Genomic DNA, 23,988 nt, shown 5'->3' on the forward strand with positions numbered 1-23,988 from the left:
CCGCTGTCACGACCTCAAGCAAAGGAAAACTGAGCCATGCCTCAATCTATCGCTGACATTCTGAAAGACCCCGCCTTCGGTATCGCCAGCCTGACCGAGTCGATCAAGCTGCTGCCGAATACCTATTCCAAGGTAGGCCAGTCCGGCATTTTTGTTCGCCAGGGTGTGAATGCCCGTACCATCGCGCTGGAGTATGCCGGTGGCCAACTCCACCTCCTGTCCAATCAGGACGTGGGTAGTCCGGGCCAACGCACCAAGCGTGACAAGAAGAACGTGCGGTTCTTCGGGGTGCCGCACATCCCGCACGACGACACCATTCTGGCAGCCGAGCTGATTGGCTCCCGCGTCTTTGGTGGCAACGACACCTTGACGGTGGCCGACGTCGCCAACGTGGTGAACAACCATCTGCAGACCATGAAGGTTCGCCACGACCTGACCCAGGAATGGATGATGCTGGGTGCGCTGAAAGGCATCATTCTGGATGGTGACGGCGACGTGATGTACGACCTGTACAAGGAATTCGGCATCCAGAAGACGGTCATCGAATTCAAGCTGTCTGACCCGAAGTTCAATGTGAAAAAAGCCTGCATGGATGTATGCCGCCACGTTGAAAAGAACCTGCTTGGCGATGTTTCCACTGGTGTTGGAGCATTTGTCGATGCCGACTTTATGGATGCTTTCACCACCCACCCGAACGTGGAAAAGGCATTCCAGGGCTGGATGGCCGCCCAGGAGAACATTGGTGGCGACGTGCGCGCCGGCTTCAAGTTCGGTGGTGTGACTTTTGTGGAATACACCGGTGAAGTGCCAAAGGCTGATGGCAAGAGTACCGTATCGCTGATCAGTGCAGGCACCGGCCACGCTTATCCGCAGGGTACCCGTCAGACCTTCCTGATGTATGACGCGCCGGGTGACTTCATGGAAGCCGTCGGCACCCTGGGCCAGCCGTACTACGCCAAGATCAAGAACACCGATTTTGACCGTGGTGTGGATGTCCATACCCAGTCCAATCCGCTGCCGCTGTGCGCCCGTCCGGGTGCCCTGGTGGAATTGAAACTGATCTGATGACGCCGTAAGGCGATAGAGAGACAGCGACCGGGTGGGTGCTACCAACACCCACCCGGACAGCTGACCGCAGACCAAACCTGCAGGCCAACCCGAGGCTGCCACTTTCGTGCACGAAAGCCTGGCAATTCTAACGGGTTTTAACGACCTTGCAGAGACATGAACACCGATATTCGCTGTGGCAATTGCGGCCGGAAAATGGCCGAAGGCCAGTACATTACCCTCAGTATCAAGTGTCCGCGCTGCCGGACACTCAATCATTTCAAGGCCACGAGCCACCCACCAGCGCACCAGGGCGTGCCAGACAGGACATCGCCTGATGCAAACCCTTCCGATCATTCCCTGGATAGGCGGTAAACGCCGCCTGGCCAAACACATCCTGCCGCTGTTCCCGGAGCATACCTGCTACGTGGAACCGTTCTGCGGGGCAGCGGCCCTGTACTTCATGAAGAAGCCCGCCAAAGTCGAGGTGTTGAACGACATCTCGGGCGAACTGGTGAACCTCTACCGGGTGGTGCAACACCACCTGGAGGAGTTTGTACGCCAGTTCAAGTGGGCACTGATTTCGCGGGAAATGTACAAGTGGCTGCAGATCACCCCGGAGGTCATCCTCACGGATATCCAGCGTGCAGCCCGCTTTTACTATCTGCAGAAGATGGCCTTTGGCGGCAAGGTCAGTGGTCAGACCTTCGGCACTAGTACGACTAACCAACCGACAATGAACCTGCTGCGCATCGAGGAGGAGCTGTCGGCCGCTCACTTGCGCCTGGCCCGGACCTACATTGAGCACCTAGACTGGAAAACCTGCATCCAGAAGTACGACCGGCCCCACACCCTGTTCTATGCTGATCCGCCGTACTGGCAGACGGAGGGCTATGGTGTGCCGTTTCCGTTTGAGGAGTACCAGGCACTGGCTGAGGTGATGCGCGGCTGCAAAGGCAAGGTGATCTTGAGCATCAACGACCACCCGGATATTCGTGACGTGTTCGAGGGCTTCAGGATGGAGCAGGTCGCCATCCAGTACAGCGTGAATCAGAACAAGGGAAAGGCCAGTGCAGAGCTGATCATTAGTAACTGGCAATGATGCTAACTTCTTAGTGATATCTACTACCCACAAGGTCTTAAACCGTAATGATGCAAGAAGCGGTATATTTCACTTCATGGAAAACTATGGAGTGATAACATGTGGGAATGGATACGACAAAACCTAAACGAGATCAGCGCTGTGTTTACCGTACTGGCTTTTGTACTGTCTGTCATGGTTCTAGCATTTTCTGCATTTCGCTATGTGACAATACGTAGGGATGAGTTAAATAGCCAACGTTACGAAAAGTACCACTCACTACTGCAGAAAATAAGCCGAGGGCAAGATGGCGATGGTATTTTAAAGCTGGTTAGTCAGCGTGCATTCATCTACGAGCTGCGACATTTTCCGGAGTACAGCGATTTAACCAAGCGTCTTCTTGAGTCATTACTAAGCGAATGGAAAGACGACTCTGACAAAAACACAAAGCTAGCTTTTGAAATTCAGGACACAATTAAATCCCTAAAATGATCCATCACAAAGTTATGGTTTAGCAGTCCAGTCGCTGCCGAACCCTTTCCTGCCTTTTTTGCCCCCCCCATGCCCGCACAATGCGGGCATGACTACTTCTACCCCCTACATCACCCAGCAAGGCCTGGAAGACCGTTTCGGTCGGGAGTTCCTGCTGCGTATCACCGACCCGACCAATACCGGGGAGGTCGACCAGGGCAAGGTCAATCGTGCCATCAGTGATGCCACCGAGCTGGTCAATTCCTACCTGGGCAAGCGCTACACCCTGCCAGTGCCGTTTGTACCTGGTGCGCTGGAGCGTGTAGCAGCTGACCTGGTGCGCTACTTCATGTATTCCAGCCAGCCAGGTGAAGAAGTGACCAAGCGTTACGACGATGGTGTGAAATGGCTCAAGGACGTGGCCAATGGCGTGGTGTCGCTGGGCCTGCCGGTACCGGAAACCCCGGCCAGCTCCACCGGCAAGGTGGTCATGTCCGGCCCGCGCCGCAAATTTACCCGCCGCAGCATGAGGGACTACTGATGCGTCCCGACCGACCCGACCACCTCGCCCTGGGCAAGCACATCGTCACCCAGCTCAAAGCCCAGATCAGTGATGTCCGCCAGATCGTGCAACGCGGCGAGTTGACCGATGTGACCAGCGGTGAGCAAGTCTCGCCGTCGTTGTATGTGATCTACGTGCGTGATGTCCTGCCGGGTGATGGTCAGTCGCAGGAGGCCCAGAACCACATCCTGCAGCAATGGATGGTGGTGGCCGCTCTCCAGGGTAGTGCCGACCAGATGCTGGCCAAGGCCGGGGAGCTGCTGGCCAAGGTGCGTGCCGCTCTGTTGGGCTGGACCCCGGATGTCGGGCTGTATGACCCGCTGCAGGCCTCCACACCACCGGCAGCCCTCTACATAAGCGACTGGGGCTATTTTCCGCTGCTGTTTACCGCTGATTTCTATGCCTGACCGAGAAAGGAAACCCATGGCTGGCTCAACCCAGAAGGAGCGTGTCGAGCTGCTCCAGGAACACAAGAATGCCGGCACGACATACCCAGCCGGCGAAGAGCTGGACGTATCACCCAGCACGGCCGACTGGCTGTACCGCAACAACATTGCCAAGCCGGCAACGGCCAAGCAGTCCACCCCCACTTTCACGGAGCCTGAAGCATGAGCTACGCACCCGTCATTCTATCGACTGAAAAACACTCTTACTCGGTCTCCGGCCAGATCATGATGGCGGAGTATGGTGTCCCCAAATACACCCCGTTTGCCATGTGCGAATCGGCTGACCTGACCATTGAGCAGGAAACCCAGGAGCTGGCGGACTCGTACACCGGTCAAGGCAACTACGACAAGCTGTACTCGGTGAAGTCGGTATCGCTGGATCTGAAGGTGTCCACCTTCCAGCCGGAAATCATTGCCGAAATGACAATGGGCGTGGCCAATGCCCGTGCCGAGAAGACCATTTCCGATGAAGTCCAGACCGCTTACAAGGGTGTCTTGGTGCCGCTGGAAAATATCGGTACGGGTGACTATGTCGTTACCAAGGAAGTGGGTGGTGATCCCTTTATCGCCGGCAAGGACTACTTCCCGACCGCAGCCGGCATCATCCCGCTGGCCAATGGCAGCATCCAGGACGGCACCAAGATCAAGGTGAGCTACAAGGCACTGGAGGCCAATGTGGTCGAGTGGCTGGCCGGCTCCCAGAAAGAGCGCAGCCTGATCTTCCATGGTGTTAACAAGGCCAACCGCAAGCAGGTGGTGATGGAGGTGTTCCGGGGCAAGTTCGGTTTTGCCGACAAGTACTCCATCCTGGGCAAGGATTTCCGTAGTGCCGGCCTGAAATTCGAGGTACTGGCTGACCCGCTGCAGACCGGTGACGGCTTGTCCCAGTGGGTACGTGAAACCCTGCTGAAGTAAGCCATCCACCATTACCGATGGGCGCAGCCTGGCTGCGCCCTGGAGCTTGTCATGCGTATCGAAAAACCCACCCCTATCGGTGACCACGTCATCACCATCCGCGAACTGACAGTCGCGGATATTCGTGCATTGCTGGTTGAGTCCATGCAGCAACATGGCGATGTCGGGCTGATCCCGGCGCAAGCTGATCTGGTGCTGAATGCCACCCTGTTGCCGGATCTGCGACTGGACGAGCTGCGCGCCATGGCCCCGATGGAGCCTGAGCTGCTGGATAGCCTGGCTGACTCCGAGCTGCAAACACTGCGCGACAAGTGCCGGGAGTTGAACCCGCTTTTTTTCGGCATGAAGGCGCGGCTGGAACAGGCGCAGGCCAAGGCGGAGATGATCGCCCTGGCCCAGCTGAACAGCTAAGCCAGCTGGAAACCAATCTGGGCCGGCTGATTGAAGCGGGCCACCCCAATGCAGCGCAGTACCCGCTGCGCTTCTTTGCCGCAGTCATTGATGACCTGAATAGCCGAAACGCCACATGAAAACCCTGGAATACCTGATCAAGGCCAACAGCTCCGACTTTGTCACTGCCGTGACCAAGGCGGAAACCATCTATGGCCAGGCACTCAAGGGCATGTCGGACAAGGCCAAGCAGATCAGCCTGTTCAAGCAAGCCAAGGAAGACGCAGACAGCACTGGCACCGCCCTGGTCAAGCTGAAGACCACCACAGAGCAGGTGCGCAAGGCACTGGGTGAAAGTGGCGGCACCCTGCAGCAAAGCCAGCAACTGGCGAAGGCTGAGGCCGCGATCAGCAAGACCGAGGCTGCCATGCGTGGCCAGGTAGCAGCAGTGGTCTCCATGCGCCAAGCGCTGGCGGCGGCCGGTGTCGATACCCGCAACCTGGCTGCAGAGCAGGACAAGATGGCCAGCGCGATTGCAAAAGCATCTGCAAACGTCATCCAGAACCGCCGTACCAATGCTGCCCGCGATGTCCTGGGCATCCGTTCCGAGCTGGATATCACCCGCGAAATTAACCTGGTGCAGGCGGCCTATGATCGCCTCGCAGCCACCGGGACGGTTTCGCATAACGAGCTGGACCGAGCCGCCGCCGCGACCAAGGCCCGGATTGCCGCCCTGCGCCAGGAACTGCGTGGCGGTGCCGAAGAGGTCAAGCTGTTTGCAGCCCCATCTGCATCGGTCAACCAGGTGCGCCGCACTGGTGCCGCCCGCGATGTCCTGGGCATCCGCTCCGAGCTGGATATCACCCGCGAAATCAGCCAGGTGCAAGCAGCGTATGACCGCCTCGCTGCCACCGGGACGGTTTCGCATAACGAGCTGGACCGAGCCGCCGCCGCGACCAAGGCCCGTATTGCGGCCCTGCGCCAGGAGCTGCGTGGTGGTGCCGAGGAGGTCAAGCTGTTTACGGCTCCTTCTGCGTCCGTCAACCAGGCACAACGTACAGGTGCTGCCCGTGACGTCCTGGGCATCCGCTCCCAGACCGACATCCAGCGCGAAATCCAGCAAGTGTCTGCTGCATTCACGCGCCTGACCCAGAACCCGGCAATCAGCATGGCCGAGCTGTCCAGGGCGGCCACGGCCACCAAAGCCAGGATTGCTGAACTGCGCGCCGAGCTGCAGGGCACGATGCCAGCCAGCAGCTTCCTGATGACCGGTGCCGGCAAGCTGGTGGCTATGGCCAGTGCGGTGGTGTCGCTCAACGCTGCGCTGGCACTGACCCGCAGCATCCTGTCCACGGCTGGCCAGTTTGAAACCCTGCGCACCCAGTTAAACGCCGTTGAAAAGTCGGCCACCAAGGGCGGTGACGCCTTCGCTTACATCAAGCAGCAGGCGGTCAATACCCCATTCCAGGTCACCAACCTGACCCAGACTTATATCCGGCTGCGCAATTACGGGCTGGACCCGACGGCCGGCAGCATGCAGGCCATCATCGACCAGGCCGCCAAGCTGGGTGCGTCCCAGGAAATGCTGGAGCGCATCACCCTGGCACTGGGCCAAGCGTGGACAAAGCAGAAGCTGCAGGGCGAAGAGATCATGCAGCTCAACGAGGCCGGTGTCCCGGTGTGGGACTTGCTGTCCAAGGCAATGAACAAGTCAGCGGCCGAGCTGATGAAGATGTCCGAAAACGGCCAGCTGGGCCGGGATGCCATCACCGCCTTGATGCAGGCTATGGAGAACGATGCGGCCGGTGCAGCCGCCTCCCAGATGCAGACCTGGAATGGCGTGGTATCGAATGCCACCGACCTGTGGCAGGAGTTCCTGGACAGCATTGGCCAAGCCGGGCTGCTGCAGTTTGCTAAGGACAGCATCACCCAGCTAACGACTGCGCTGCAGAAAATGAAAGAGACCGGCGAACTGTCCAAGATCGCCCACGACATCGCAGACGCGCTGCAGGCCCTGGGCAAGATCGCCATCGGTACTGCCAAGTTCATCACCGCGCATCACGATGCAATCATTGCGGTGGCTGCAGTTTATGGTGCGCTGGCCGCCAAGAAACTGTTTGCTGGCCTAGCCACGGATCTGGTGACCTTTGCCACTGCTGCTACCAAAGCGGCTACCGCACTGCGGACGCTGAAAGAAGCCCAGACTGTGGGCGACATCATTGATACCGTGGTCGGCAAAGGTAGTGTCCGCAAGGCGACGGCAGCAGCCAAAGCAGCTCAGCCGACCTCCGTACTGACAAAGGTTGCCGGTAGCGTGATGGAGGGGGCGACCTATGCACAAGGCGTCACGGAAACCTATCGCCTTGCTAAAGCTGTTCCAGCTGCCGCAGGTGCTGCAGGTGTCGGTGTTGCTGTAGAAGGAGCAAAGGCGGCTGAGACTGCGGCAATACAGTCCGGTGCGGCCTGGAGCGCTGCTGCTAATGTCGCAAAAAAGGCTTGGATGGGCATGACATCTGAGGTGGCACTGACCTCATCGGTATCGTTGACCGGAGTGACCGCATTAATTGCCCGTTTTACTGTATTTGGAACAGTAGCCTATGCATCTTATAAGGCGCTTGAACCAATAATCAGCAATACCATTGATCTCTATAAGATGGAAGTGGACGCCCTGGAGCAGAAGCGTCAAACACTAGAGGAAATTAATCGCCTTGAGCGAGAGGGGGCGAAGCAGGATGGTGGTACCGGTACCGGCTCAGTCACACGAATCATGACAGCCAGTGAGCTAGCCAGTTCAAGCAGCGCCCAGCTCAAAAGCTACCGTGAGAATCTGGATCGTGCTCACAAAATTCAGTTTGACCAAGCAGTCCAGCGGGCGCGGAACGTCACTCGTGCCGGTGGTGATTCTGATAAAGACCCGGAGTACCAAAAATATCTGGCCGATGCGATTACTTATAAAAAGGCCCTTAAGGCTTTGGATGATTATGAGGCGCAGCGTCTCAAGTTAGAAACCGGATATAGCAACCAGATTAAGGCCATCAAGAATGGTCAATTGGAAACGCTGGCTGTCGCATTGGCAAAAGAGCAAAAGCTTTATGACAGAGCCAATGAGCAACTCCAAGCCGCTGTTGCAGCACGCCAGAAACATCAGGACGCTTGGGCCAACAATAAAGCGGTAGACCCTGCCGCCAAGGCCACTGAACCACAAGGCGTTGCCGACTATTACGACAGCCTGCAGAAAGCTCAGGCACTGGCGCGGGCTGCTCAGGACAGCCAGAAAACAGCTAATACCACGGGTCTTGATGGCGACTTTCAAAAAGCCACCCGCGATGCTGCCGCTGCTGAAACAGCTTTCGGTCGAGTGATGGATGTCATCAATCAACTGCGTAGCGGCGGCAAGATCACTGAAGGCGAATTCAAGCTGTTCAATGACCAGGCTGGCCGTGCCCAGGACAGTCTGGATGCCGGCGCAGAAAAAACCGCCAAATCTTCCCTGCAAGCGGCAATGGAAAAGATGGAAGCCCTGAAAGCCGCTGCCGCAGCCATCCAGAAACTGGATATATCGGTGAGCTTCAATGATAAGCAGGCCGTCCAGGATATGGAAAGCATGATCAACCGTATCCAGCAGGCGGCCCAGGCTCATCCAGTCAAGATTTCCACTGCGCTAGTCGGACCCGATGGAAAGCTGCTGCAGGATGCGCGCCAGGCAATTGGTCTGCCAGACCGTCCTACCTCAGAACTGACACCGGGGCCATCTACTGCTGGAAGCAGTGACAAGAAAGCAGCAGCGGCAACGATACCGGCCGAAGTTGATAAGAAAACAGCGACAGCTGACTTGAACCAGTTTCTGGATAGTGCCCAGCAGGTTGCCAAGGCTAATCCTATCAAGGTGCCGGTGAACTATATCGGCGGCAGCGATGCAGCGACTAATCTTGCGGCGGCCCGTCGGCAAGTCGGACTGCCGGACATCCAGTCCCATGCCGATGGTGGTGCCATTTCTGGCCCCGGTACCGGCACATCGGACAGCATTCTCAGCTGGCTCAGCAATGGGGAATTCGTGGTCAAGGCTGCCGCTACCAGCTACTACGGCCCCGGCCTGCTGCAGGCCATCAACCAGATGCGCCTGCCACGCTTTGCTGTCGGTGGCGCTGTTGGCCAGCTACCGGCAGTGAGCCGGGCCATGGCGGGCATCCCGACCATGCAGGGTGCTGCGGCCGCCAGCCCGGCCAGCCAGAAGACCCCGCTCAATATCTACCTGCCAGGCCAGGCCGCGCCGGTGCCGCTCTATGGCGATGACGATGCAGTCCAGCAACTGGTGAAGGCCGCAACCCTGATGAACCTGAAACAAGGCTGAACATGGCAAACGTCCACGAATACGCACTGACGCTGGGCATTGATGGCACGTTAATTCCGATCAAGGCCGTCGTGAAATTAACGCAGACCTATGAACGTGCCGGCGGGCGCAATCTGCTGCGCATGCGCTCCGGCCGGGGCGTGATGCAGTCCCGCTGGGAGAAGATTCGTTCCGATATCGCCGCCACCGGTTGGATGCCGGCACCGCTGGCTGCCCTGGATCAAACCGCCCCCCACGTTCTGGACTGCGCCGCCCCCAGGGCGGTGCCGATTGGCACGGTAGTCAGTGAACGCCCGGATATCCCAGGCGTGGTCCGCAATGGCATGTATTACTACTGGCCGCGCCTGACCGGCTTTATCACGATTGCCGAGAACACCGATATCCGCTCCGCAAGCTGGGGCTGGAATCTGCATTTTGAGGAGCAATGATGGCAACCCCGAATAGTGATTATTACCCCCGTGTTGCACCGAATCCTGGTCAGGCTGTTTATCTGGATGGCTGGGAAACCACGCTGACTGCTGAATGGGTTGGTACGGGAACACCCCAGCTCGCGAACTGGATCAATCTGGATACCATCCTGCTCCAGTTTCCCAATTCTTATGCGAATCTTGTATTTGAATGGGTAGTTGATGGTGTGACCTATCGCCAATCCGGTGTCGCGTATGCAATGGAGGGGCATGTTTATGCCGAGAAGGTCGGCAGAGGGATGGCAACCAATGCGGTGTCTTTTGATGATGCCAGTAAACCCATTCCCAACGGAGCCAGGGTTTATCTTCCGCTCATGGCGGGAGATATTCAGTTCCTGGTTAACTTCTCTCCGGTATTGCTGCCTTATACGGTGCGGGATAACGCATGGGTCTCTGCAACCACTTACTATTTCCCCAAGCCGTATGGCCCGGATGGAAGGAGATATGTTTTCCCCAATATTGTGGATGGGGATAAGGGCCTGGTATTGCTATGCGCGTTTACCAGCCGTGGCTATGTCGTCATCCAGGAACAAAAGCTGACTGGTGAGCTGAACTGGTTTGATATGCCAGCCATCATCAATAACGGTGGCGGCACACCATCATGATGTTCGGCTTGTCTCCGTTTGGTGAAACCCCGATCGGTCTGTCTTCGGCTTCTGCTGGTTCAACGGTTCATGCTGGACAGACCGTCTCTTTGCCGCTTGTGATTACCGTTGCGCATGCCCAGTCTCTACCCGCCGAGGCATGGGATGTCAGGGTGACGCTGGGTGGGGTGGATGTCTCTGACCGCATTGCCGGGGAAGTCACTATCGAAGCCGAGGAAGACTCGGCCCGTATCGCCACGGTCAGGCTGCTCCTGGTTGCTGGCGAGTCGTTTGCCAGTCTTTCTGGCGCAGTCCTGCTCATTGATGTGCAGCACACCCGCCTGAGTGCCTGGGTACGCAGGTTTACCGGGCGTGTTGCATTGCCGGAGATTGACGCTGAAACCGGCATTGCCACCCTGCATGGTACGGATGGCCGGCGCGACTCGCTGGCCCTGGCCACGCGCACCGAGCTGGATGCCTTGCTCGGTGGCTTCTGGTCGCCCCATGTGTTTGCCCGCTATGCCGACAGCCTGCAGTACGCCCAGGACCGTCTGTCCACGCTGCCCGCCGCCTATGATCTTGATGTGTATGGCGCACCCCGGCTGACGCCGTGGGCCGGTCTGGATTCCCGGCTGACGTTGACGGACGACGATCTGGCAGACGGATCGCTTGCGATCCAGCCGGCTGCCCGTCAGTCCGTGGTCAACCTGGTCACCAATGACAATATTGGCGTCCAGCCGGTCAGCACTACCCCGATTTGTCATCTTGCTGACAATAAAACCCTGACCAACAATCCCCAGCCAACCCTGACCGGTATCGCCGTGCCTGGCATGAATATCCGGGTGGACATTGCTGGCCAGGTGCTGACCGCCGTGGCAGGAAGCACCGGCTCCTGGTCCGTCACGACCAAGGTTCTGGCCGATGGCCGCTATACCCCCAAGGTCACACTCAGTGCCGGCGCAGCAGCATGCATCATGTGGGGCACGCCATTCCAGGTGGCACGAGATGGCAAAGGTAGCGCGGTGACCAGCGAGTCGGCCATGGAGCAGGTCGTGGATTGCAGCCTGCAGTATCGCTACCCGCGCCTGCATGAGTACCGCCGCGTTATCAACTGGAGCATGGGCCTGTCCTATGGTCAGTTCGTCCAGGGCCGTAATGGCAAGCCGTTCAAGCTGCCCGAAAAGAGCCTGTTCCGTTCAGCCGTGGAAAGCAGTGGCTGGAAGCTGCGCTCGGAGGCCTGGACCGCTCCGCTGCAAGGCACCCAGTACGTTGGCTATGTCGATGCTTCTGGAGCAATCATTTCCGGCAACCCGCCATCGAGCGCAGTAGCTATCCTGACCTTCCGCAACGACTATACCGGCCCGGCTGCCGACGACCCGCGCTGTGCCGGCGCAGTCCTGCAAATCGCCAGGCGTGTGGTGCAATCCATGACAGAGCGCTGGCGCATTACTGTCCATGCTCCAGATAGCGTGGCCGCGCTGGGCACCCTGAAGCGTCAGGGTCAGACAGTCAGCATGGATGCCTCTGGTCTGTTTGATGCGACTGCCTGGACCGAATCGACCACCATGCAGCCTGATATCGGCACCACCACCACGGACCTGACCTCACTGGCAGGGGCGAGTCGTGATGATGCCAACCTTGCGCTGCAGACGCTGGCGGCCATCGCCCGTCGCCAGATCCTGGCATCGCACCGGACCACCCGAGTGCAATTCAAAGCGCAAAGTAACCCACTGCTGGATGTGGACATGGGAGTGACCGTGAACAGTGTCGACATGCTGGCCAGCGGCAAGGTGGCACGCCTGGTAGAGCATTACGACACCTCTGCCGGCAGTGCCATCACCGATGTGGAACTGGCTATTTCCGGGCTGGTGGCTGCCGGTACCGCCAATAGCGATCCGATTCTGGCCCCGGAACTCACCAGTCTGCCGAACATGTCCCAGGCAGATAGCGCGGATCTGGGTACCTGCCTGGAGGGACTGGGAACCTACAGTGCCACCACCACCGGCTACACCACTGGAGCCGCAGGTGATACCAGCTCAGAATATCCGCATGAAGTGGCGATTGCAGTGCCGGATATTCCGGTGTTTTTAACTGACCCTGTTTCGCGGGAGCTGGCCTACAACATCAGCGTGGCCATCCCGGTCGATACCCTGGAAATGCGATGAGTCTGACCTTTGGGTTTTATGAAGACGCGGGCCGGACCCTGCCGCTGGCCAGCCTGGCCATCAAGGGCGGCACGGCTACCCGGATCTGGGTGGGGACGGATGGAACCGCCCAGGCCCAGGCCGCGAGTGGTGGCAGCATCACGTTGACTGCCAATGCAGTACTGCCGGGTGTGCCAGCCAGCGCCATCCACCTGGCCACCTCACTGTCTGCACTGGCCAGCGCCAGTGCATCCGTCGATCTGGGCCAGGTGGTTAGTGGCATGCAGGCCGTGTGGTTGCTGGTCGACCAGTCCGCGCTGGCGGATGGGGAATACAGCAATGTCTCCCTGGTCACTAACCCGATCTATGAGGGCTGAGCGATGGCGCGGATGAATACACAGCAAGCAGCAGAAGTCGCCAAGGCTCTCGCTGGTCAGAACAATCAACCGTCTGCAAGCGGCAGCCTTCCGGCAGTCAGCGGGCCGGGTGGCATTGCCGGAGGTATCTTCCGGGGTAAGGCCAAGGAAGCGGTCAGCGGTGCCGGTAGTGCCGGGCTGGCTGCGGCCTATGTGGAAACGGCCAGGACATGGGGAGATGTATCTACAGAGCTGGCCACCAAGTTCACCAGTGATGGGCTATTCGCCATCGGGATGGTGCCGGTTAAAACCATCACCCTGGCGGAATCTGATGCCTCCGGTAATGCTATTACCGGAACGTCCGTCACCATTACCCTTAGTGGGAAGCTGCCATCATGATAGTGCCGGTCAGCATGGGCTTTTTTGGTGGCCACGTTGAGAACGTTTCAAATGGGCAGGGTGTATTTGTACGGGATGATGGTCAACGGTTTTCTTGGGAGGGTGCAAGCCCGTTTTACAATTTTCCAGATGTGAAGTCTTGGCCTGCGTACTGCAACCGGGCCATTGTGCCTTCTGCACCGCATAACGTTCCTGGTGCGCGCCGTGAGGTTTGGTCGTATGGGCCGAATCCATGCTTATACGCTGGGAAGTACCGATTTCCCGTACCGTTATTTTCCGCCGTCGACGTTGGCTGGCTGTTTCCTATCGCACCTGGTGAGGTTTTGTGGATTGGTGCGCCGGCTGGTGCGGCGATGACTGATCTTGGAAGTTCATCGGTAAGGCCGGCATTTAACGTGACAGTTTCAGGCGATGCGCCAGTCTTCAGTCCGAAGTGGGTATGTTCATCGCTGGATGGCCGCTGTGTAGTGGTCTACGACGGCAGGTATTTTTATGATGTTGCTGTCAGTGTGGAGAAAAAAACCGGTGTCATCAACGAAAGAACTTCAAGCAAGGTTCGCTACGATGTCACCCTGGCTTACACCCGCTACAACGACAGCATTGGCCGCGTGGTCGATATTGAGAAAAATACGGTGCATAACATCGATGTCGTCAATCTCAGCGGCACTGTCTTTCTGGGAGAGGTCTCTTTTCCAGTTGGTCCAGCAGGCCACACAGAAAGTACAACGCTCTATCAGAGTGTCTTTCATGTGCGCTATGAGATTAATGGCAAACCATTGGCCGAGTACAAGGATGTGGTCCACGACATGGGCGGGAATACGAACATCGGGTGGGCTTATATAGAACCATACTTGCAGGAGCACGGCATCTACGATCGGACAATGTCAGCCTGGCTGCTGGGGGACGAAGTGTTTATCGATGTCGTCTATCCACGTACCTCGATAGTGGGGCATACCTTCACACTCCATGCCGGCAATGTGTTTAGCCTGCAGTGCCATGATGTCCCGGAAGGTGGTACCAAGCATATAAACTATGCCGGCTTCGGTGACGCGCTGGCAGCCTCGCCCTACATCGGCAGTGCGGTCATCAAGTCCAGCCCTGATGCGGTCTACCTGCGGGCGATTGCACCGGGCAAAATCTACCTGTCGGACAACGAAGGGGATGAGTCGTTTTTCTTTGTCTGACAGCCAGGTTATCGATGCTAATTAATGCAAAACCCTGCGCAAAAAACGCGTTCTCATTACAGCTACTTAGCATGCCCCAAGATCACAGCAATCATGCCAGTAACCGCTCCAACGATCCCTGTTATTGCCGTAACGATTGGGGTCCAACGCTCATAGCTTTCTTTGTGTTCTCGGCGAATTTCAGAACGCAATATGGCAAGACCTCGGTTGGTTAAATACCAATCTCCAGTGTACTGGCCCTGTTCCCAAAATGGGGTCTCACTCCCATCATCGTCATATCTAGCAGGCATCGGAATCATTAGTCGCCTAGCCTTTGCGGCCCACTTATTCGTCAGATACACGCGAACTTCCTCATCATGAAGATCAAGCTCCATACGCATGTCATCGAGCACTCTTTGCCTTGCAGTTCCATCCTTAGCTTGGTGTCGATCTTCTTGATAAGCCTGTACTAGCCATCTTCTTTGATGCTCATACCTTGCCAACTGAGATATGTGGAAATATTTGATGTACTTGAGAGGTATTTTCATGGCGATTCCGACGAGTCCGATCTGATGGTGGCTCTAGTATGACGAACCCTTTCACCCGTTTCATTCTAAGCAGAACACCGGACACTTGGCACTCAATGTCCGGTGTTTTGTTTTGAGAGGCCACATTGCTCCCCTATGTCCGCACATCCCCGTTGATCATCGTCCAGGGCTGCACCTTCTTGCATACCTGGGAATGGACTGCGGGTGGTCAACCGGTTGATTTGACCGGGGCCGAGTTTGAACTGGTGGCCAAGTCCAGCACGGACAACGCGACCGCGCTGGTCCATCTCACGACTACAAATACCGGTATCACCGTCAACGGTAATGCCATCACCCTCCGCATTGAGGAGGCTGTCACACGAGCATACACCTGGCGTGATGCTGTGTTTAACCTACGCGTTAAATGGCCTGGGCCGGAGCCTCGCCGGGTTGACCCGTTCATGACAGGCCGGATTGAAGTCCTGCCGGGGGTATTGGCATGACTGAAGTGATTGAACTGACTACGCCCCCAGCCCGCGAGGTTCTTGAAGTCACTATCACCGAGCGAGAAACCATTGTTGATGTCGCTCGGCAAGGCCCTCCTGGACCACCAGGCCCAGCCGGTTCCGATGTATTCGATATCGATCTCAATCTGATCTATCAGATTGCCAAACTCTAGGAGTGCAAATGTCTCTGCAAACACGTATTACCGAACTGGCGCAGGGTATCGCGGCTGACATCAAGTCGCTCAAGGCCGTAGGCGGCAATCTGGCCGCGCTTAATACCACCTCCAAGTCATCGCTGGTTGCTGCTATCAACGAGGTTTTGCAGCTGGCCCAAGCTGCCGGCTCATCATCTGGCGCAGCAATCAATGATGCTGAAGCCAGTGCTGGTTCAACGTTTTCGTCTACAAAAGTTACAAGCCTGCTGGCCGACCTTAAAAACCAGATCCTGGGTGGTGCCTCCTCAGCATATGACACGCTGCAGGAGATTGAGGCCGAGCTCGGCAATGGCAAGACAGCGCTGGCTAACCTGCTGACAGCGGTAGGAAATCGATTGTCCTTTGCCGATGCCCAATCGCTTACAGCAGCACAGCAGTTGCAGGCATGCGCGAACTTGGGTATTGGTGATCCGACAACCGATTTCCTGGCTGTGTACACGACGTCCAAGAGCTAACTATGTCCGGGCTGGCATCACGTATTGCGTCTGCATTTGCTGCCATTGGTGGCGACATAAAAAGCCTTTTCGCTAATAAGCTGTCTACCGATTGTGGGGCGGGAAGCGTAGGTTCATTTGCGTTGATGTTCTACTCCAACGCCAATACCCCAATCGTTGCCGGAACTCTCTACTCTGGTGCCAAACTTTACTATGCGCAGTTGTATACATCCGGTTCGTCCCAGTCTGTGACGCAAGGGTCCGTGGTTTATTCGATTGTGGGAGCCTCAGCGGTGGGAACCTGGAGAGCCATGCACTCGTTGGTAGCAGTGGGCGGCAACTTTACGATTTTTTTAGCGCAGAGGGTTGCATGAAATTTGAATATACGGCGGTAACTGATCTGCAGTGGGCTAACAACGGCCGCGCAATCACGATGACCGTATGTTTTGTCACTCTGGGGGCCGTGCCATTTACGGCAGCGCCAGATGACACGACAGAACATGGCCGGGAGCTTTTTGCGCGGGCCGTTGCCGGTGATTTTGGAGACATCCGAGAGTCGGATACTGATGATGCCATGCTGCGTTATAACCAGATTCAGCAAGCACAAGCTGCGCTGGACGCGTCTGACCGAACGGTACTACGCTGCTACGAGAAATCTATTCAGGTACCGACCGAGTGGGCAGCGTATCGTAATGATCTAAGGGAAATCATCCGCGCGACATCATTTGATTCCTCGGTGAAACTTCCGACTAGACCGCCATTCCCACTGGATGCCTGATGGCTAAAAACTACGCTATGGTTAGAGCCTGCTTTTGCAGGCTCTTTTGCATTTGTTGCGAGGGGTACTCAGTGCAAAAGCGCGTGCGAAAGTGTGCAAAACAATCCGCGACGTTACAGATGAAACCCGTCAGGCGATGTCATCAGTATCTGAATTGTGGTGGAGATAAGCGGGATCGAACCGCTGACCTCTTGCATGCCATGCAAGCGCTCTCCCAGCTGAGCTATACCCCCACGGGTACTACGTCGAATTCTTGGCGTCCCCACGGGGATTCGAACCCCGGTTACCGCCGTGAAAGGGCGATGTCCTAGGCCTCTAGACGATGGGGACCCTAGGCAAAACCTGTGAAGACCTTTGGTGGAGCTAAGCGGGATCGAACCGCTGACCTCTTGCATGCCATGCAAGCGCTCTCCCAGCTGAGCTATAGCCCCGTGTCTGTCGTTCACAGTGGGGCGCAGTATAGACAGGCTGCCCGCGGCTGTAAAGGGATCTGCGAAAAAAATTTTAGCGCCGCCCCTGCGCTATAATCACCGGTTCTGCAATGACAGGGTTGGATTGCCGATGTCGGTTGGTCACTACGAAAACTTCCCGGTCGGGTCGATCTTGCTGCCCCGGCACATGCGCCGCGCGGTGCATGTCATCTACCATTTTGCCCGCTATGCCGACGATGTGGCGGACGAAGGTGACAAACTGCCTGACGAACGCCTGCGCGAACTGGCGCATTTGCGTGACGAGCTGGATGTGATCCGTGATGGCGGCATACCGGCCATGCCGCTCATGCGCAATCTGGCCACCGTCATCAGCCAGCACCAACTGCCGCTGCAGCCGTTTTATGACTTGCTGTCGGCCTTCAGCCAGGATGTGGTGAAAACCCGCTACCAGAACTTTGCCGAAGTGGTGGACTACTGCCGGCGTTCGGCCAATCCGGTGGGGCGGCTGATGCTGGCGCTGTATGGTGAAAACGACCCGCGCAGCCTGGCCATGTCCGATGGCATCTGCACGGCATTGCAACTGATCAACTTCCTGCAGGATGTGAGCGTGGACTGGAACAAGGGCCGCATCTACATTCCGCTGGACGAGCTGGAAAAATTCCGCATCCGCGAAGCGCAGATTGCCGGGCGCGATGCCACCGGCCTGTGGCGGCCGATGATGCTGGCGCAGATCGAACGCACCCGCAAGATGCTGCAGGCCGGCGCGCCGCTGGGCAAGGTGCTCAAGGGCCGCCTGGGGCTGGAGTTGCGCCTCATCATCATGGGCGGCGAGCGCATCCTGAAAAAACTGCACGACAGCGGTGGCGATGTGTTCCGCCAGCGCCCGGTACTGACCTGGCGCGACTGGATTTACATGCTGTGGCGTGCGCTGCGCGCCAAATAACAGATAACCATACTCACACAGGCGGGAAGCAGCAGGCTGACCCGCCGGCAACAAAGGAGAGGCGTGTGACGCCGCAGCAGTATTGTCAGGACAAGGCCGCCAGCAGCGGCTCCAGCTTTTACTACAGCTTCCGCTTCTTGCCGGAAGAGCGTCGTGATGCCATTACCGCGCTGTATGCCTTCTGTCGTGAAGTGGATGATGTGGTGGACGAATGCCACGACGAAAACGTCGCCCGCGCCAAGCTGGCCTGGTGGCGTGGCGAAGTGGAAAAGCTGTACCACGGCCAGCCCGATCACCCGGTGATGCTGGCGCTCAAGCCGCATGTCAGCGCGCTGGACCTGCCGCAGAACCTGCTGGAAGAAATTGTCGACGGCATGCAGATGGACCTGGACTTCGCCCGTTACGACCGCTTCCAGGACCTGCTGTTGTACTGCCATCGCGTGGCCGGGGTGGTGGGGCAACTGGCGGCGCAGATTTTCGGCTATCAGGACCGCCAGACCCTCAAATACGCCCACGAATTGGGCATTGCCTTCCAGCTGACCAACATCATCCGCGATGTGGGCGAAGACGCCCGCCGTGGCCGCATCTACCTGCCGGTAGAAGAGTTGCAGCGCTTCAATGTACCGGCCAGCGACCTGATGAACTACAAGGAAAGTCCGGAATTTGCCGCGCTGATGTCCTTCCAGATCGAACGCGCGCGTGAATATTACCGCCGCGCCTGGGAGCTGCTGCCGGTGGTGGACCGCAAGAGCCAGCGTCCCGGCCTGCTGATGGCCGCCATCTACCGCGCCACGCTGGAAGAAATCCAGTTGGATGGCCCGGCCAAGGTGCTGAACCAGCGCCTGTCGCTGACCCCGCTGCGCAAGCTGTGGCTGGCCTGGCGCACCTGGACGCTGGGTTACAAGGCCTGAGTGCATGATGGACGCCAGACCAAGGGTTGCCATTGTCGGTGCCGGCTGGGCCGGGCTGGCCGCGGCGGTGGAATTGGCCGCTCAGGCCGAGCTGACCCTGTTTGAAGCCGGTCGCGCTCCCGGCGGGCGGGCGCGGCGCATCCAGGGCGCTGACAGTGCGCTGGACAACGGCCAGCACATCCTGATTGGTGCCTACCGCGACTGCCTGCGTCTGATGCGCAAGGTAGGGGTGGAGGTGGATAGTGCCATGCTGCGGCTGCCGCTTGCCTGGCAGCGGCAGGACGGTATCGCCCTGCAATGTCCGCGCTGGCCGGCCCCGCTGCATGTGCTGGCTGGTTTGTGGTCCGCTCGTGGCTTGAGCTGGCGCGACAAATGGCAGTTGGCGCTGGCCTTGCAGCGTCTGAAATGGCAGCGCTGGCGGCTGGCCGAGGATGTGACGGTGGCGCAGTGGCTGCAGGCGCAGCATCAATCGGACTGGCTGATCGCACAATTCTGGCGGCCCATGGTGCTGTCGGCGCTCAATACCCCGCTGGAACAGGCCTCGATGCAGATTCTGGCCACCACGCTGCGTGACAGTCTGGGCGGCAGCCGTGCCGACAGCGATCTGCTGCTGCCCCGGCTGGACCTGTCGGAACTCTTCCCCGCAGCGGCGCTGCGCTGGCTGTGCGCCCATGGCGCAAACTGGCAGGCCGGCCACCGGGTGGCCAGCATCACGCCAGCCGGGAATGGTGTGCTGGTGGACGGGCAATTGTTCGATGCTGCTATCGTGGCGGTGGCTCCGTATCATGCGGGCGCACTGTTGCAGGAGCCGGTTTTGCAGACTCAGGTCAAGGCTTTCCATTACTGGCCGATATATACCGCATACCTGCGCTACGACGCCGATATCCGCATGCCGCTGCCGATGATGGGCTTGCAGGGCGGCACGCTGGACTGGCTGTTCGACCGCCAGGCCCTGTCGGGTGAGCGCGGACTGCTGGCTGCGGTAATCAGCGCACCTTCGCCGGCGCTGCAGGACATGCCGCGTGCAGCCCTGTTGCACCAGTTGCGGGCCGAGGTGGAATACCTATTGCCCGCCTTGCAGGGAACACCCTTGCTGGACAGCCAGTTGATCGTGGAGAAGCGCGCCACCTTCGGCTCGGTGGTGGGACTGACAAGACCACACTGCCGTAGCAGGGTACAATCGGTTTATCTGGCGGGGGACTGGTTATGTCCGGATTACCCCGCCACGCTGGAAGGTGCGGTGCGCAGTGGTGTGCATGCTGCCAGCCAGTTAATGCAGGATTTGCCATCATCACGGACCACCAGCGGGTGGTCCTTAGCTGAAAAAACAAAATGAACCAAACATTTGCCAAGGATTGTCTGGCTGGTCGCGTCATTCTGGTGACAGGGGCCACGCAAGGGGTAGGTCGGGAAGCCGCGCTGACGTTTGCCGCACATGGTGCCGACGTGGTATTGCTGGCGCGCAGCGTAAAAGGGCTGGAGAAGGTCTACGATGAAATTCTGGCCGCAGGGGGCAAGGAGCCGGCAGCCATTCCGCTGGACTTGCTGACGGCCACGGACGAGCAACTGGGCAATGCCGCCTTCCAGATCAAGCAGACGCTGGGCCGGCTGGATGGCATCGTGCATTGCGCATCGCATTTTTATGCCTTGTCACCGCTGTCCAACCAGGGCATTGAGGAGTGGATGAACCAGTACCGCATCAACACCGTGGCACCGTTTGCGCTCAGCCGTGCCTGCCTGCCGCTGCTGAAGGAATCGCCGGATGCTTCCGTGCTGTTCATGGGCGAAAGCCATTCCCTGCACCCGGCGGCCTACTGGGGTGGCTTTGGTGCATCCAAGGCCGGCTTGAACTATCTGACCAAGGTGGCCGCCGATGAATGGGAGGTCTACCCGAACCTGCGGGTCAACCAGCTGATTCCGGGGCCGGTCAATTCGCCGCAACGCAATCGTACCCATCCGGGCGAAGCCAAGAGCGAACGCGCCGATCTGTCCACGCTGATGCCCTACCTCTTGTATTGGCAGTCTGCTGCCAGCCAGGGCCGCAGCGGCGAAATCATCGAGCTGGATCTGCGCAGCCAAAAGGGCGAATAAGCCGTATCCGCGCCGTGGCCTTGCCGGCTGCGGCGGATGGCATCATGGGGGTAAAGCATGAAGAGTCTGTGGATTCTGCCTTTGCTGGCGGTGCTGGCTGGCTGCAACTGGGTCAATAATGTATCCGGCTTGTCCAAGGAAGCGCACAAGGCGCTGGGTGCCGCCTGTCGTCAGACTGGCCGCTCGCTGGAAGAGTGCTTCCGGCGCAATCCGGACGCCGATACCGCGGCCATTTATGCCGGCTGGCGCGAGATGAACGAATACATGGCCAAGAACAAGCTGGAAACCATGGAGCCGCCAACGGACAGTGCGGCGGGCCATGCGGACAGTTCCTCGCCCAAGGCGGCAGCCAGTACCCCGGCGGAAGGAAAGTCTTCCCGCACAGAGTCCAATGACGCCACGGCACCGCCCCCCCTCACCAGCGAGGAGGCGGACAAGGCCGCCAAGAGTGATCCCCAGGTGGCTGCCGTACTGGCGGCCATTCGCAAGAATGGCGGTGGCGAAAAGCCGAAATCCAAGCCCAGCAGCGGTGGCGAACCAGACCAGAAACGCCTGCTCAACATCATCCAGCAACTCAATGGCAACAAGCCGGCTGCCGATGGCGATGCTCCGGCTGACAATGCCAATCCCGGTTGAACCCCTTCCTGCGCTTTTCCTGATGGCAAAAACCAAAACTGTTTTCAGCTGCACCGAGTGCGGCGGCCAAGTGCCGAAATGGCAGGGCCAGTGTCCGCATTGTTCCGCCTGGAACACCCTGGTAGAGGCCGTCTCCACGCCCGCCAGCAGCAATCCGCGTTTCCAGTCCTGGTCCACCACCAATGCCCGCGTGCAAGTGCTGTCCGAGGTGAAAACCGAAGAAGTGCCGCGCGACCCTTCCGGCATCGATGAGCTGGACCGCGTGCTGGGCGGCGGCATCGTGCGTGGTGCCGTCATCCTGATTGGCGGCGACCCCGGCATTGGCAAATCCACCTTGCTGTTGCAGGCGCTGGCGGTAATCGGCAAGCGGCGCAAGGTGCTGTATGTGTCAGGTGAGGAATCGCCGCAGCAGATTGCCCTGCGCGCTTCACGGCTGGCGGTCGACCCCAGCCAGGTGAACCTGCTGGCGGAAATCCGCCTGGAAGCCATTCTGGAAACGCTCAAGCAAGAGCAGCCGGAAGTGGCGGTGATCGATTCCATCCAGACCTTGTATACCGAGCAAGTGACCTCGGCACCTGGCTCGGTATCGCAGGTGCGCGAATGTGCGGCCCAGCTCACCCGCATGGCCAAGCAGACCGGCACCACCATCCTGCTGGTAGGCCATGTCACCAAGGAAGGCTCGCTGGCCGGGCCGCGCGTGCTGGAACACATGGTGGACACCGTGCTGTATTTCGAAGGCGATACCCACTCCAGCCACCGCATGATCCGCGCCATCAAGAACCGTTTTGGCGCGGTCAACGAGCTGGGGGTGTTCGTGATGACCGAAACCGGGCTCAAGGGCGTGTCCAACCCCTCGGCCATCTTCCTGTCGTCCTACCGCGACGATGTGCCCGGCTCTTGTGTGCTGGTGACACAGGAAGGCACGCGCCCCTTGCTGGTGGAGGTGCAGGCGCTGGTGGATGATTGCCATGGCATGCAGCCCAAGCGCCTCACCGTGGGCCTGGAGCAGAACCGGCTGGCCATGTTGCTGGCGGTATTGCACCGCCATGGCGGTGTGGCCTGTTTCGATCAGGATGTATTCCTGAACGCCGTGGGCGGGGTGAAGATCAGCGAACCGGCAGCCGACCTGGCCGTCATCCTGGCCATGGTGTCGTCGCTGCGTAACAAGCCCTTGCCGGAAAAACTGGTGGTATTCGGTGAAGTGGGGCTGGCTGGCGAAGTGCGTCCGGTGTCACGCGGGCAGGAGCGGCTGAAAGAAGCGGCCAAACTGGGCTTTACCCGTGCGCTGATTCCTACCGCCAACAAGCCGCGCCAGCCGATTGAGGGCCTGCAGATCATCACGGTGGACCGGCTGGAACATGCGGTTGATTACTGTCGCGGAGACTGAGCATGATTTCCCATGCTGATCTGGAAGCGGAACTGGGCTATCTGCAGCGCTATGCGCTGGCCCAGTTGCGTGATCGTGATGCCGCCAACGAGGTGGTGCAGGAAACCGTGCTGGCGGCGCTGGAGTCCGGTGACAGTTTCAGCGGCAAATCCAGCCTGCGCACCTGGCTGACGTCCATCTTGCGCTTCAAGCTGGTGGACCGCCTGCGCCGCAAGGGCAAGGAGGTGTTGTTCGAATCGCTGGAGGATGAAACCGACGATAGCGATTTTGACGGCCTGTTCAGCAAGGATGGCCACTGGCAGGACAAGATCAAGGCCTGGAGCGGGCCGGAGGAGTCCTTGATTGCCCGTCAGTTCTGGGAAGTATTCGAGCGCTGTTCCGAGGTGATGCCGCGTCGCACCGCCATGGCTTTTGTCATGCGCGAGGTGATGGGGCTGGAAATTGCCGAAATCTGTAACAATCTGGACATTAGCGCGACCAACTGTTCAGTACTGCTGTATCGCGCCCGCATGAGCCTGCGCGAATGTTTCGAAATACGCTGGACCGGGGAGGCCAGGGCATGAAGATCAATTGCCGGCAAGCCAGCCGTTTGATATCGCAAGGGCTGGATCAACCATTGAGCCAGTGGGATCACGTGCGTCTGCGCGTGCATTTGTGGATGTGTGGCAATTGCCGCCAGTTCTCGCATCAGCTGCAAGTATTGCGCCAGTCGGCCCGCCAGGCCGGGCGCGGCGAATAGCTTGTTCCGCAGCC

The 23,988-nt window shown here is 58.6% G+C and carries 29 protein-coding genes and 3 tRNA genes; 28 read left to right on the forward strand and 4 right to left on the reverse strand.

Annotated elements, in window-relative coordinates; genetic code table 11:
* Positions 1 to 36 precede the first annotated feature (36 nt).
* The 16 genes from DLM_RS03920 to DLM_RS22925 all read left to right on the forward strand — a co-directional run bounded on the left by DLM_RS03920 (position 37) and on the right by DLM_RS22925 (position 14,397).
* The gene (locus DLM_RS03920; RefSeq protein ID WP_089086432.1) at positions 37 to 1,065 is read left to right on the forward strand and encodes a major capsid protein; all 1,029 of its coding nucleotides are present in this window, start codon (positions 37 to 39) and stop codon (positions 1,063 to 1,065) included.
* A 198-nt stretch (positions 1,066 to 1,263) separates the two neighbouring features.
* Positions 1,264 to 1,422, forward strand: a complete 159-nt coding sequence (locus DLM_RS03925) for a Com family DNA-binding transcriptional regulator (protein WP_231960181.1) — start codon at positions 1,264 to 1,266, stop codon at positions 1,420 to 1,422.
* Positions 1,385 to 2,149 carry a DNA adenine methylase gene (locus DLM_RS03930; protein WP_089086430.1) on the forward strand — a complete coding sequence of 255 codons (765 nt, stop codon included), beginning with the start codon at positions 1,385 to 1,387 and terminating at the stop codon, positions 2,147 to 2,149. The genes DLM_RS03925 and DLM_RS03930 overlap by 38 nt, the downstream gene beginning before the upstream one ends.
* A 99-nt stretch (positions 2,150 to 2,248) precedes the next feature.
* Positions 2,249 to 2,620: a hypothetical protein gene (locus DLM_RS03935; RefSeq protein ID WP_089086429.1), complete on the forward strand. Its 372-nt coding sequence runs from the start codon at positions 2,249 to 2,251 to the stop codon at positions 2,618 to 2,620.
* Positions 2,621 to 2,708: 88 nt separating this feature from the next.
* On the forward strand, positions 2,709 to 3,140 hold the full coding sequence (locus DLM_RS03940; protein WP_089086428.1) for a gp436 family protein: 432 nt from the start codon (positions 2,709 to 2,711) through the stop codon (positions 3,138 to 3,140).
* A complete protein-coding gene (locus tag DLM_RS03945; RefSeq protein ID WP_089086427.1) occupies positions 3,140 to 3,568 on the forward strand; it encodes a phage tail terminator protein in 429 nt (142 codons plus the stop codon). The genes DLM_RS03940 and DLM_RS03945 overlap by 1 nt, the downstream gene beginning before the upstream one ends.
* A gap of 16 nt (positions 3,569 to 3,584) precedes the next feature.
* Positions 3,585 to 3,773, forward strand: coding sequence for a DUF7210 family protein (locus DLM_RS03950; protein WP_089086426.1), 189 nt, complete (start codon positions 3,585 to 3,587; stop codon positions 3,771 to 3,773).
* Entirely contained in the window at positions 3,770 to 4,522 is a 753-nt protein-coding gene (locus tag DLM_RS03955) for a hypothetical protein (protein ID WP_119313190.1), read from the forward strand. Before DLM_RS03950 ends, DLM_RS03955 begins: the two co-directional genes overlap by 4 nt.
* Positions 4,523 to 4,573: 51 nt before the next feature.
* Complete coding sequence (locus DLM_RS03960; RefSeq protein ID WP_089083858.1) at positions 4,574 to 4,933, forward strand: hypothetical protein; 360 nt, start codon at positions 4,574 to 4,576, stop codon at positions 4,931 to 4,933.
* A gap of 115 nt (positions 4,934 to 5,048) precedes the next feature.
* Positions 5,049 to 9,263: a tape measure protein gene (locus tag DLM_RS03965; RefSeq protein ID WP_119313191.1), complete on the forward strand. Its 4,215-nt coding sequence runs from the start codon at positions 5,049 to 5,051 to the stop codon at positions 9,261 to 9,263.
* A 2-nt stretch (positions 9,264 to 9,265) separates the two neighbouring features.
* Positions 9,266 to 9,691, forward strand: coding sequence for a hypothetical protein (locus DLM_RS03970; RefSeq protein ID WP_089084290.1), 426 nt, complete (start codon positions 9,266 to 9,268; stop codon positions 9,689 to 9,691).
* Positions 9,688 to 10,335, forward strand: coding sequence for a hypothetical protein (locus DLM_RS03975; RefSeq protein ID WP_119313192.1), 648 nt, complete (start codon positions 9,688 to 9,690; stop codon positions 10,333 to 10,335). Before DLM_RS03970 ends, DLM_RS03975 begins: the two co-directional genes overlap by 4 nt.
* Positions 10,336 to 10,433: 98 nt before the next feature.
* Entirely contained in the window at positions 10,434 to 12,479 is a 2,046-nt protein-coding gene (locus DLM_RS03980) for an Ig-like domain-containing protein (RefSeq protein WP_231960185.1), read from the forward strand.
* Positions 12,476 to 12,835 carry a hypothetical protein gene (locus tag DLM_RS03985; RefSeq protein ID WP_089084286.1) on the forward strand — a complete coding sequence of 120 codons (360 nt, stop codon included), beginning with the start codon at positions 12,476 to 12,478 and terminating at the stop codon, positions 12,833 to 12,835. Before DLM_RS03980 ends, DLM_RS03985 begins: the two co-directional genes overlap by 4 nt.
* 12 nt (positions 12,836 to 12,847) lie before the next feature.
* Entirely contained in the window at positions 12,848 to 13,213 is a 366-nt protein-coding gene (locus DLM_RS03990) for a hypothetical protein (RefSeq protein ID WP_145985761.1), read from the forward strand.
* The gene (locus DLM_RS22925; RefSeq protein ID WP_145985762.1) at positions 13,210 to 14,397 is read left to right on the forward strand and encodes a hypothetical protein; all 1,188 of its coding nucleotides are present in this window, start codon (positions 13,210 to 13,212) and stop codon (positions 14,395 to 14,397) included. The genes DLM_RS03990 and DLM_RS22925 overlap by 4 nt, the downstream gene beginning before the upstream one ends.
* Before the next feature lie 62 nt (positions 14,398 to 14,459).
* Here the strand turns inward: DLM_RS22925 and DLM_RS04005 are convergent, their stop codons facing one another.
* A complete protein-coding gene (locus DLM_RS04005; protein WP_089086412.1) occupies positions 14,460 to 14,924 on the reverse strand; it encodes a hypothetical protein in 465 nt (154 codons plus the stop codon).
* Positions 14,925 to 15,076: 152 nt separating this feature from the next.
* Here DLM_RS04005 and DLM_RS04010 point away from each other — a divergent pair, with 152 nt between their 5' ends.
* From DLM_RS04010 to DLM_RS04030, 4 genes are all read left to right on the forward strand, one after another.
* The gene (locus DLM_RS04010) at positions 15,077 to 15,406 is read left to right on the forward strand and encodes a DUF7264 domain-containing protein (RefSeq protein WP_089086413.1); all 330 of its coding nucleotides are present in this window, start codon (positions 15,077 to 15,079) and stop codon (positions 15,404 to 15,406) included.
* Complete coding sequence (locus DLM_RS04015) at positions 15,403 to 15,582, forward strand: hypothetical protein (RefSeq protein ID WP_089086414.1); 180 nt, start codon at positions 15,403 to 15,405, stop codon at positions 15,580 to 15,582. Before DLM_RS04010 ends, DLM_RS04015 begins: the two co-directional genes overlap by 4 nt.
* 8 nt (positions 15,583 to 15,590) lie before the next feature.
* Positions 15,591 to 16,079, forward strand: a complete 489-nt coding sequence (locus DLM_RS04020) for a hypothetical protein (RefSeq protein WP_089086415.1) — start codon at positions 15,591 to 15,593, stop codon at positions 16,077 to 16,079.
* Between the two features lie 349 nt (positions 16,080 to 16,428).
* Entirely contained in the window at positions 16,429 to 16,836 is a 408-nt protein-coding gene (locus tag DLM_RS04030; RefSeq protein ID WP_119313196.1) for a hypothetical protein, read from the forward strand.
* A 157-nt stretch (positions 16,837 to 16,993) separates the two neighbouring features.
* Here DLM_RS04030 and DLM_RS04035 read toward each other — a convergent pair.
* The 3 genes from DLM_RS04035 to DLM_RS04045 all read right to left on the reverse strand — a co-directional run bounded on the left by DLM_RS04035 (position 16,994) and on the right by DLM_RS04045 (position 17,267).
* Positions 16,994 to 17,069, reverse strand: a tRNA-Ala gene (locus tag DLM_RS04035).
* A 21-nt stretch (positions 17,070 to 17,090) separates the two neighbouring features.
* Positions 17,091 to 17,166: transfer RNA gene (locus DLM_RS04040), tRNA-Glu, on the reverse strand.
* Between the two features lie 25 nt (positions 17,167 to 17,191).
* Positions 17,192 to 17,267, reverse strand: a tRNA-Ala gene (locus DLM_RS04045).
* A gap of 130 nt (positions 17,268 to 17,397) precedes the next feature.
* Between DLM_RS04045 and hpnC the strand changes: the two genes are divergently transcribed.
* From hpnC to DLM_RS04085, 8 genes are all read left to right on the forward strand, one after another.
* Complete coding sequence (gene hpnC, locus DLM_RS04050; protein ID WP_089083096.1) at positions 17,398 to 18,210, forward strand: squalene synthase HpnC; 813 nt, start codon at positions 17,398 to 17,400, stop codon at positions 18,208 to 18,210.
* Positions 18,211 to 18,275: 65 nt separating this feature from the next.
* Complete coding sequence (gene hpnD / locus DLM_RS04055) at positions 18,276 to 19,121, forward strand: presqualene diphosphate synthase HpnD (protein ID WP_089083097.1); 846 nt, start codon at positions 18,276 to 18,278, stop codon at positions 19,119 to 19,121.
* A gap of 4 nt (positions 19,122 to 19,125) precedes the next feature.
* A complete protein-coding gene (hpnE, locus tag DLM_RS04060; RefSeq protein WP_231960050.1) occupies positions 19,126 to 20,457 on the forward strand; it encodes a hydroxysqualene dehydroxylase HpnE in 1,332 nt (443 codons plus the stop codon).
* Positions 20,454 to 21,212, forward strand: a complete 759-nt coding sequence (locus DLM_RS04065; protein WP_089083099.1) for an SDR family oxidoreductase — start codon at positions 20,454 to 20,456, stop codon at positions 21,210 to 21,212. Before hpnE ends, DLM_RS04065 begins: the two co-directional genes overlap by 4 nt.
* 57 nt (positions 21,213 to 21,269) lie before the next feature.
* Complete coding sequence (locus tag DLM_RS04070) at positions 21,270 to 21,848, forward strand: hypothetical protein (protein ID WP_089083100.1); 579 nt, start codon at positions 21,270 to 21,272, stop codon at positions 21,846 to 21,848.
* Between the two features lie 22 nt (positions 21,849 to 21,870).
* Positions 21,871 to 23,235: a DNA repair protein RadA gene (radA, locus tag DLM_RS04075; protein WP_089083101.1), complete on the forward strand. Its 1,365-nt coding sequence runs from the start codon at positions 21,871 to 21,873 to the stop codon at positions 23,233 to 23,235.
* Between the two features lie 2 nt (positions 23,236 to 23,237).
* Positions 23,238 to 23,798 (forward strand): sigma-70 family RNA polymerase sigma factor, encoded by a 561-nt coding sequence (locus DLM_RS04080; RefSeq protein ID WP_089083102.1) that lies wholly within the window; start codon positions 23,238 to 23,240, stop codon positions 23,796 to 23,798.
* Complete coding sequence (locus DLM_RS04085) at positions 23,795 to 23,974, forward strand: zf-HC2 domain-containing protein (RefSeq protein ID WP_045847171.1); 180 nt, start codon at positions 23,795 to 23,797, stop codon at positions 23,972 to 23,974. Before DLM_RS04080 ends, DLM_RS04085 begins: the two co-directional genes overlap by 4 nt.
* Positions 23,975 to 23,988 lie beyond the last annotated feature (14 nt).

This window comes from Aquitalea magnusonii (genome assembly GCF_002217795.2).
GTDB lineage: Bacteria > Pseudomonadota > Gammaproteobacteria > Burkholderiales > Chromobacteriaceae > Aquitalea > Aquitalea magnusonii_B.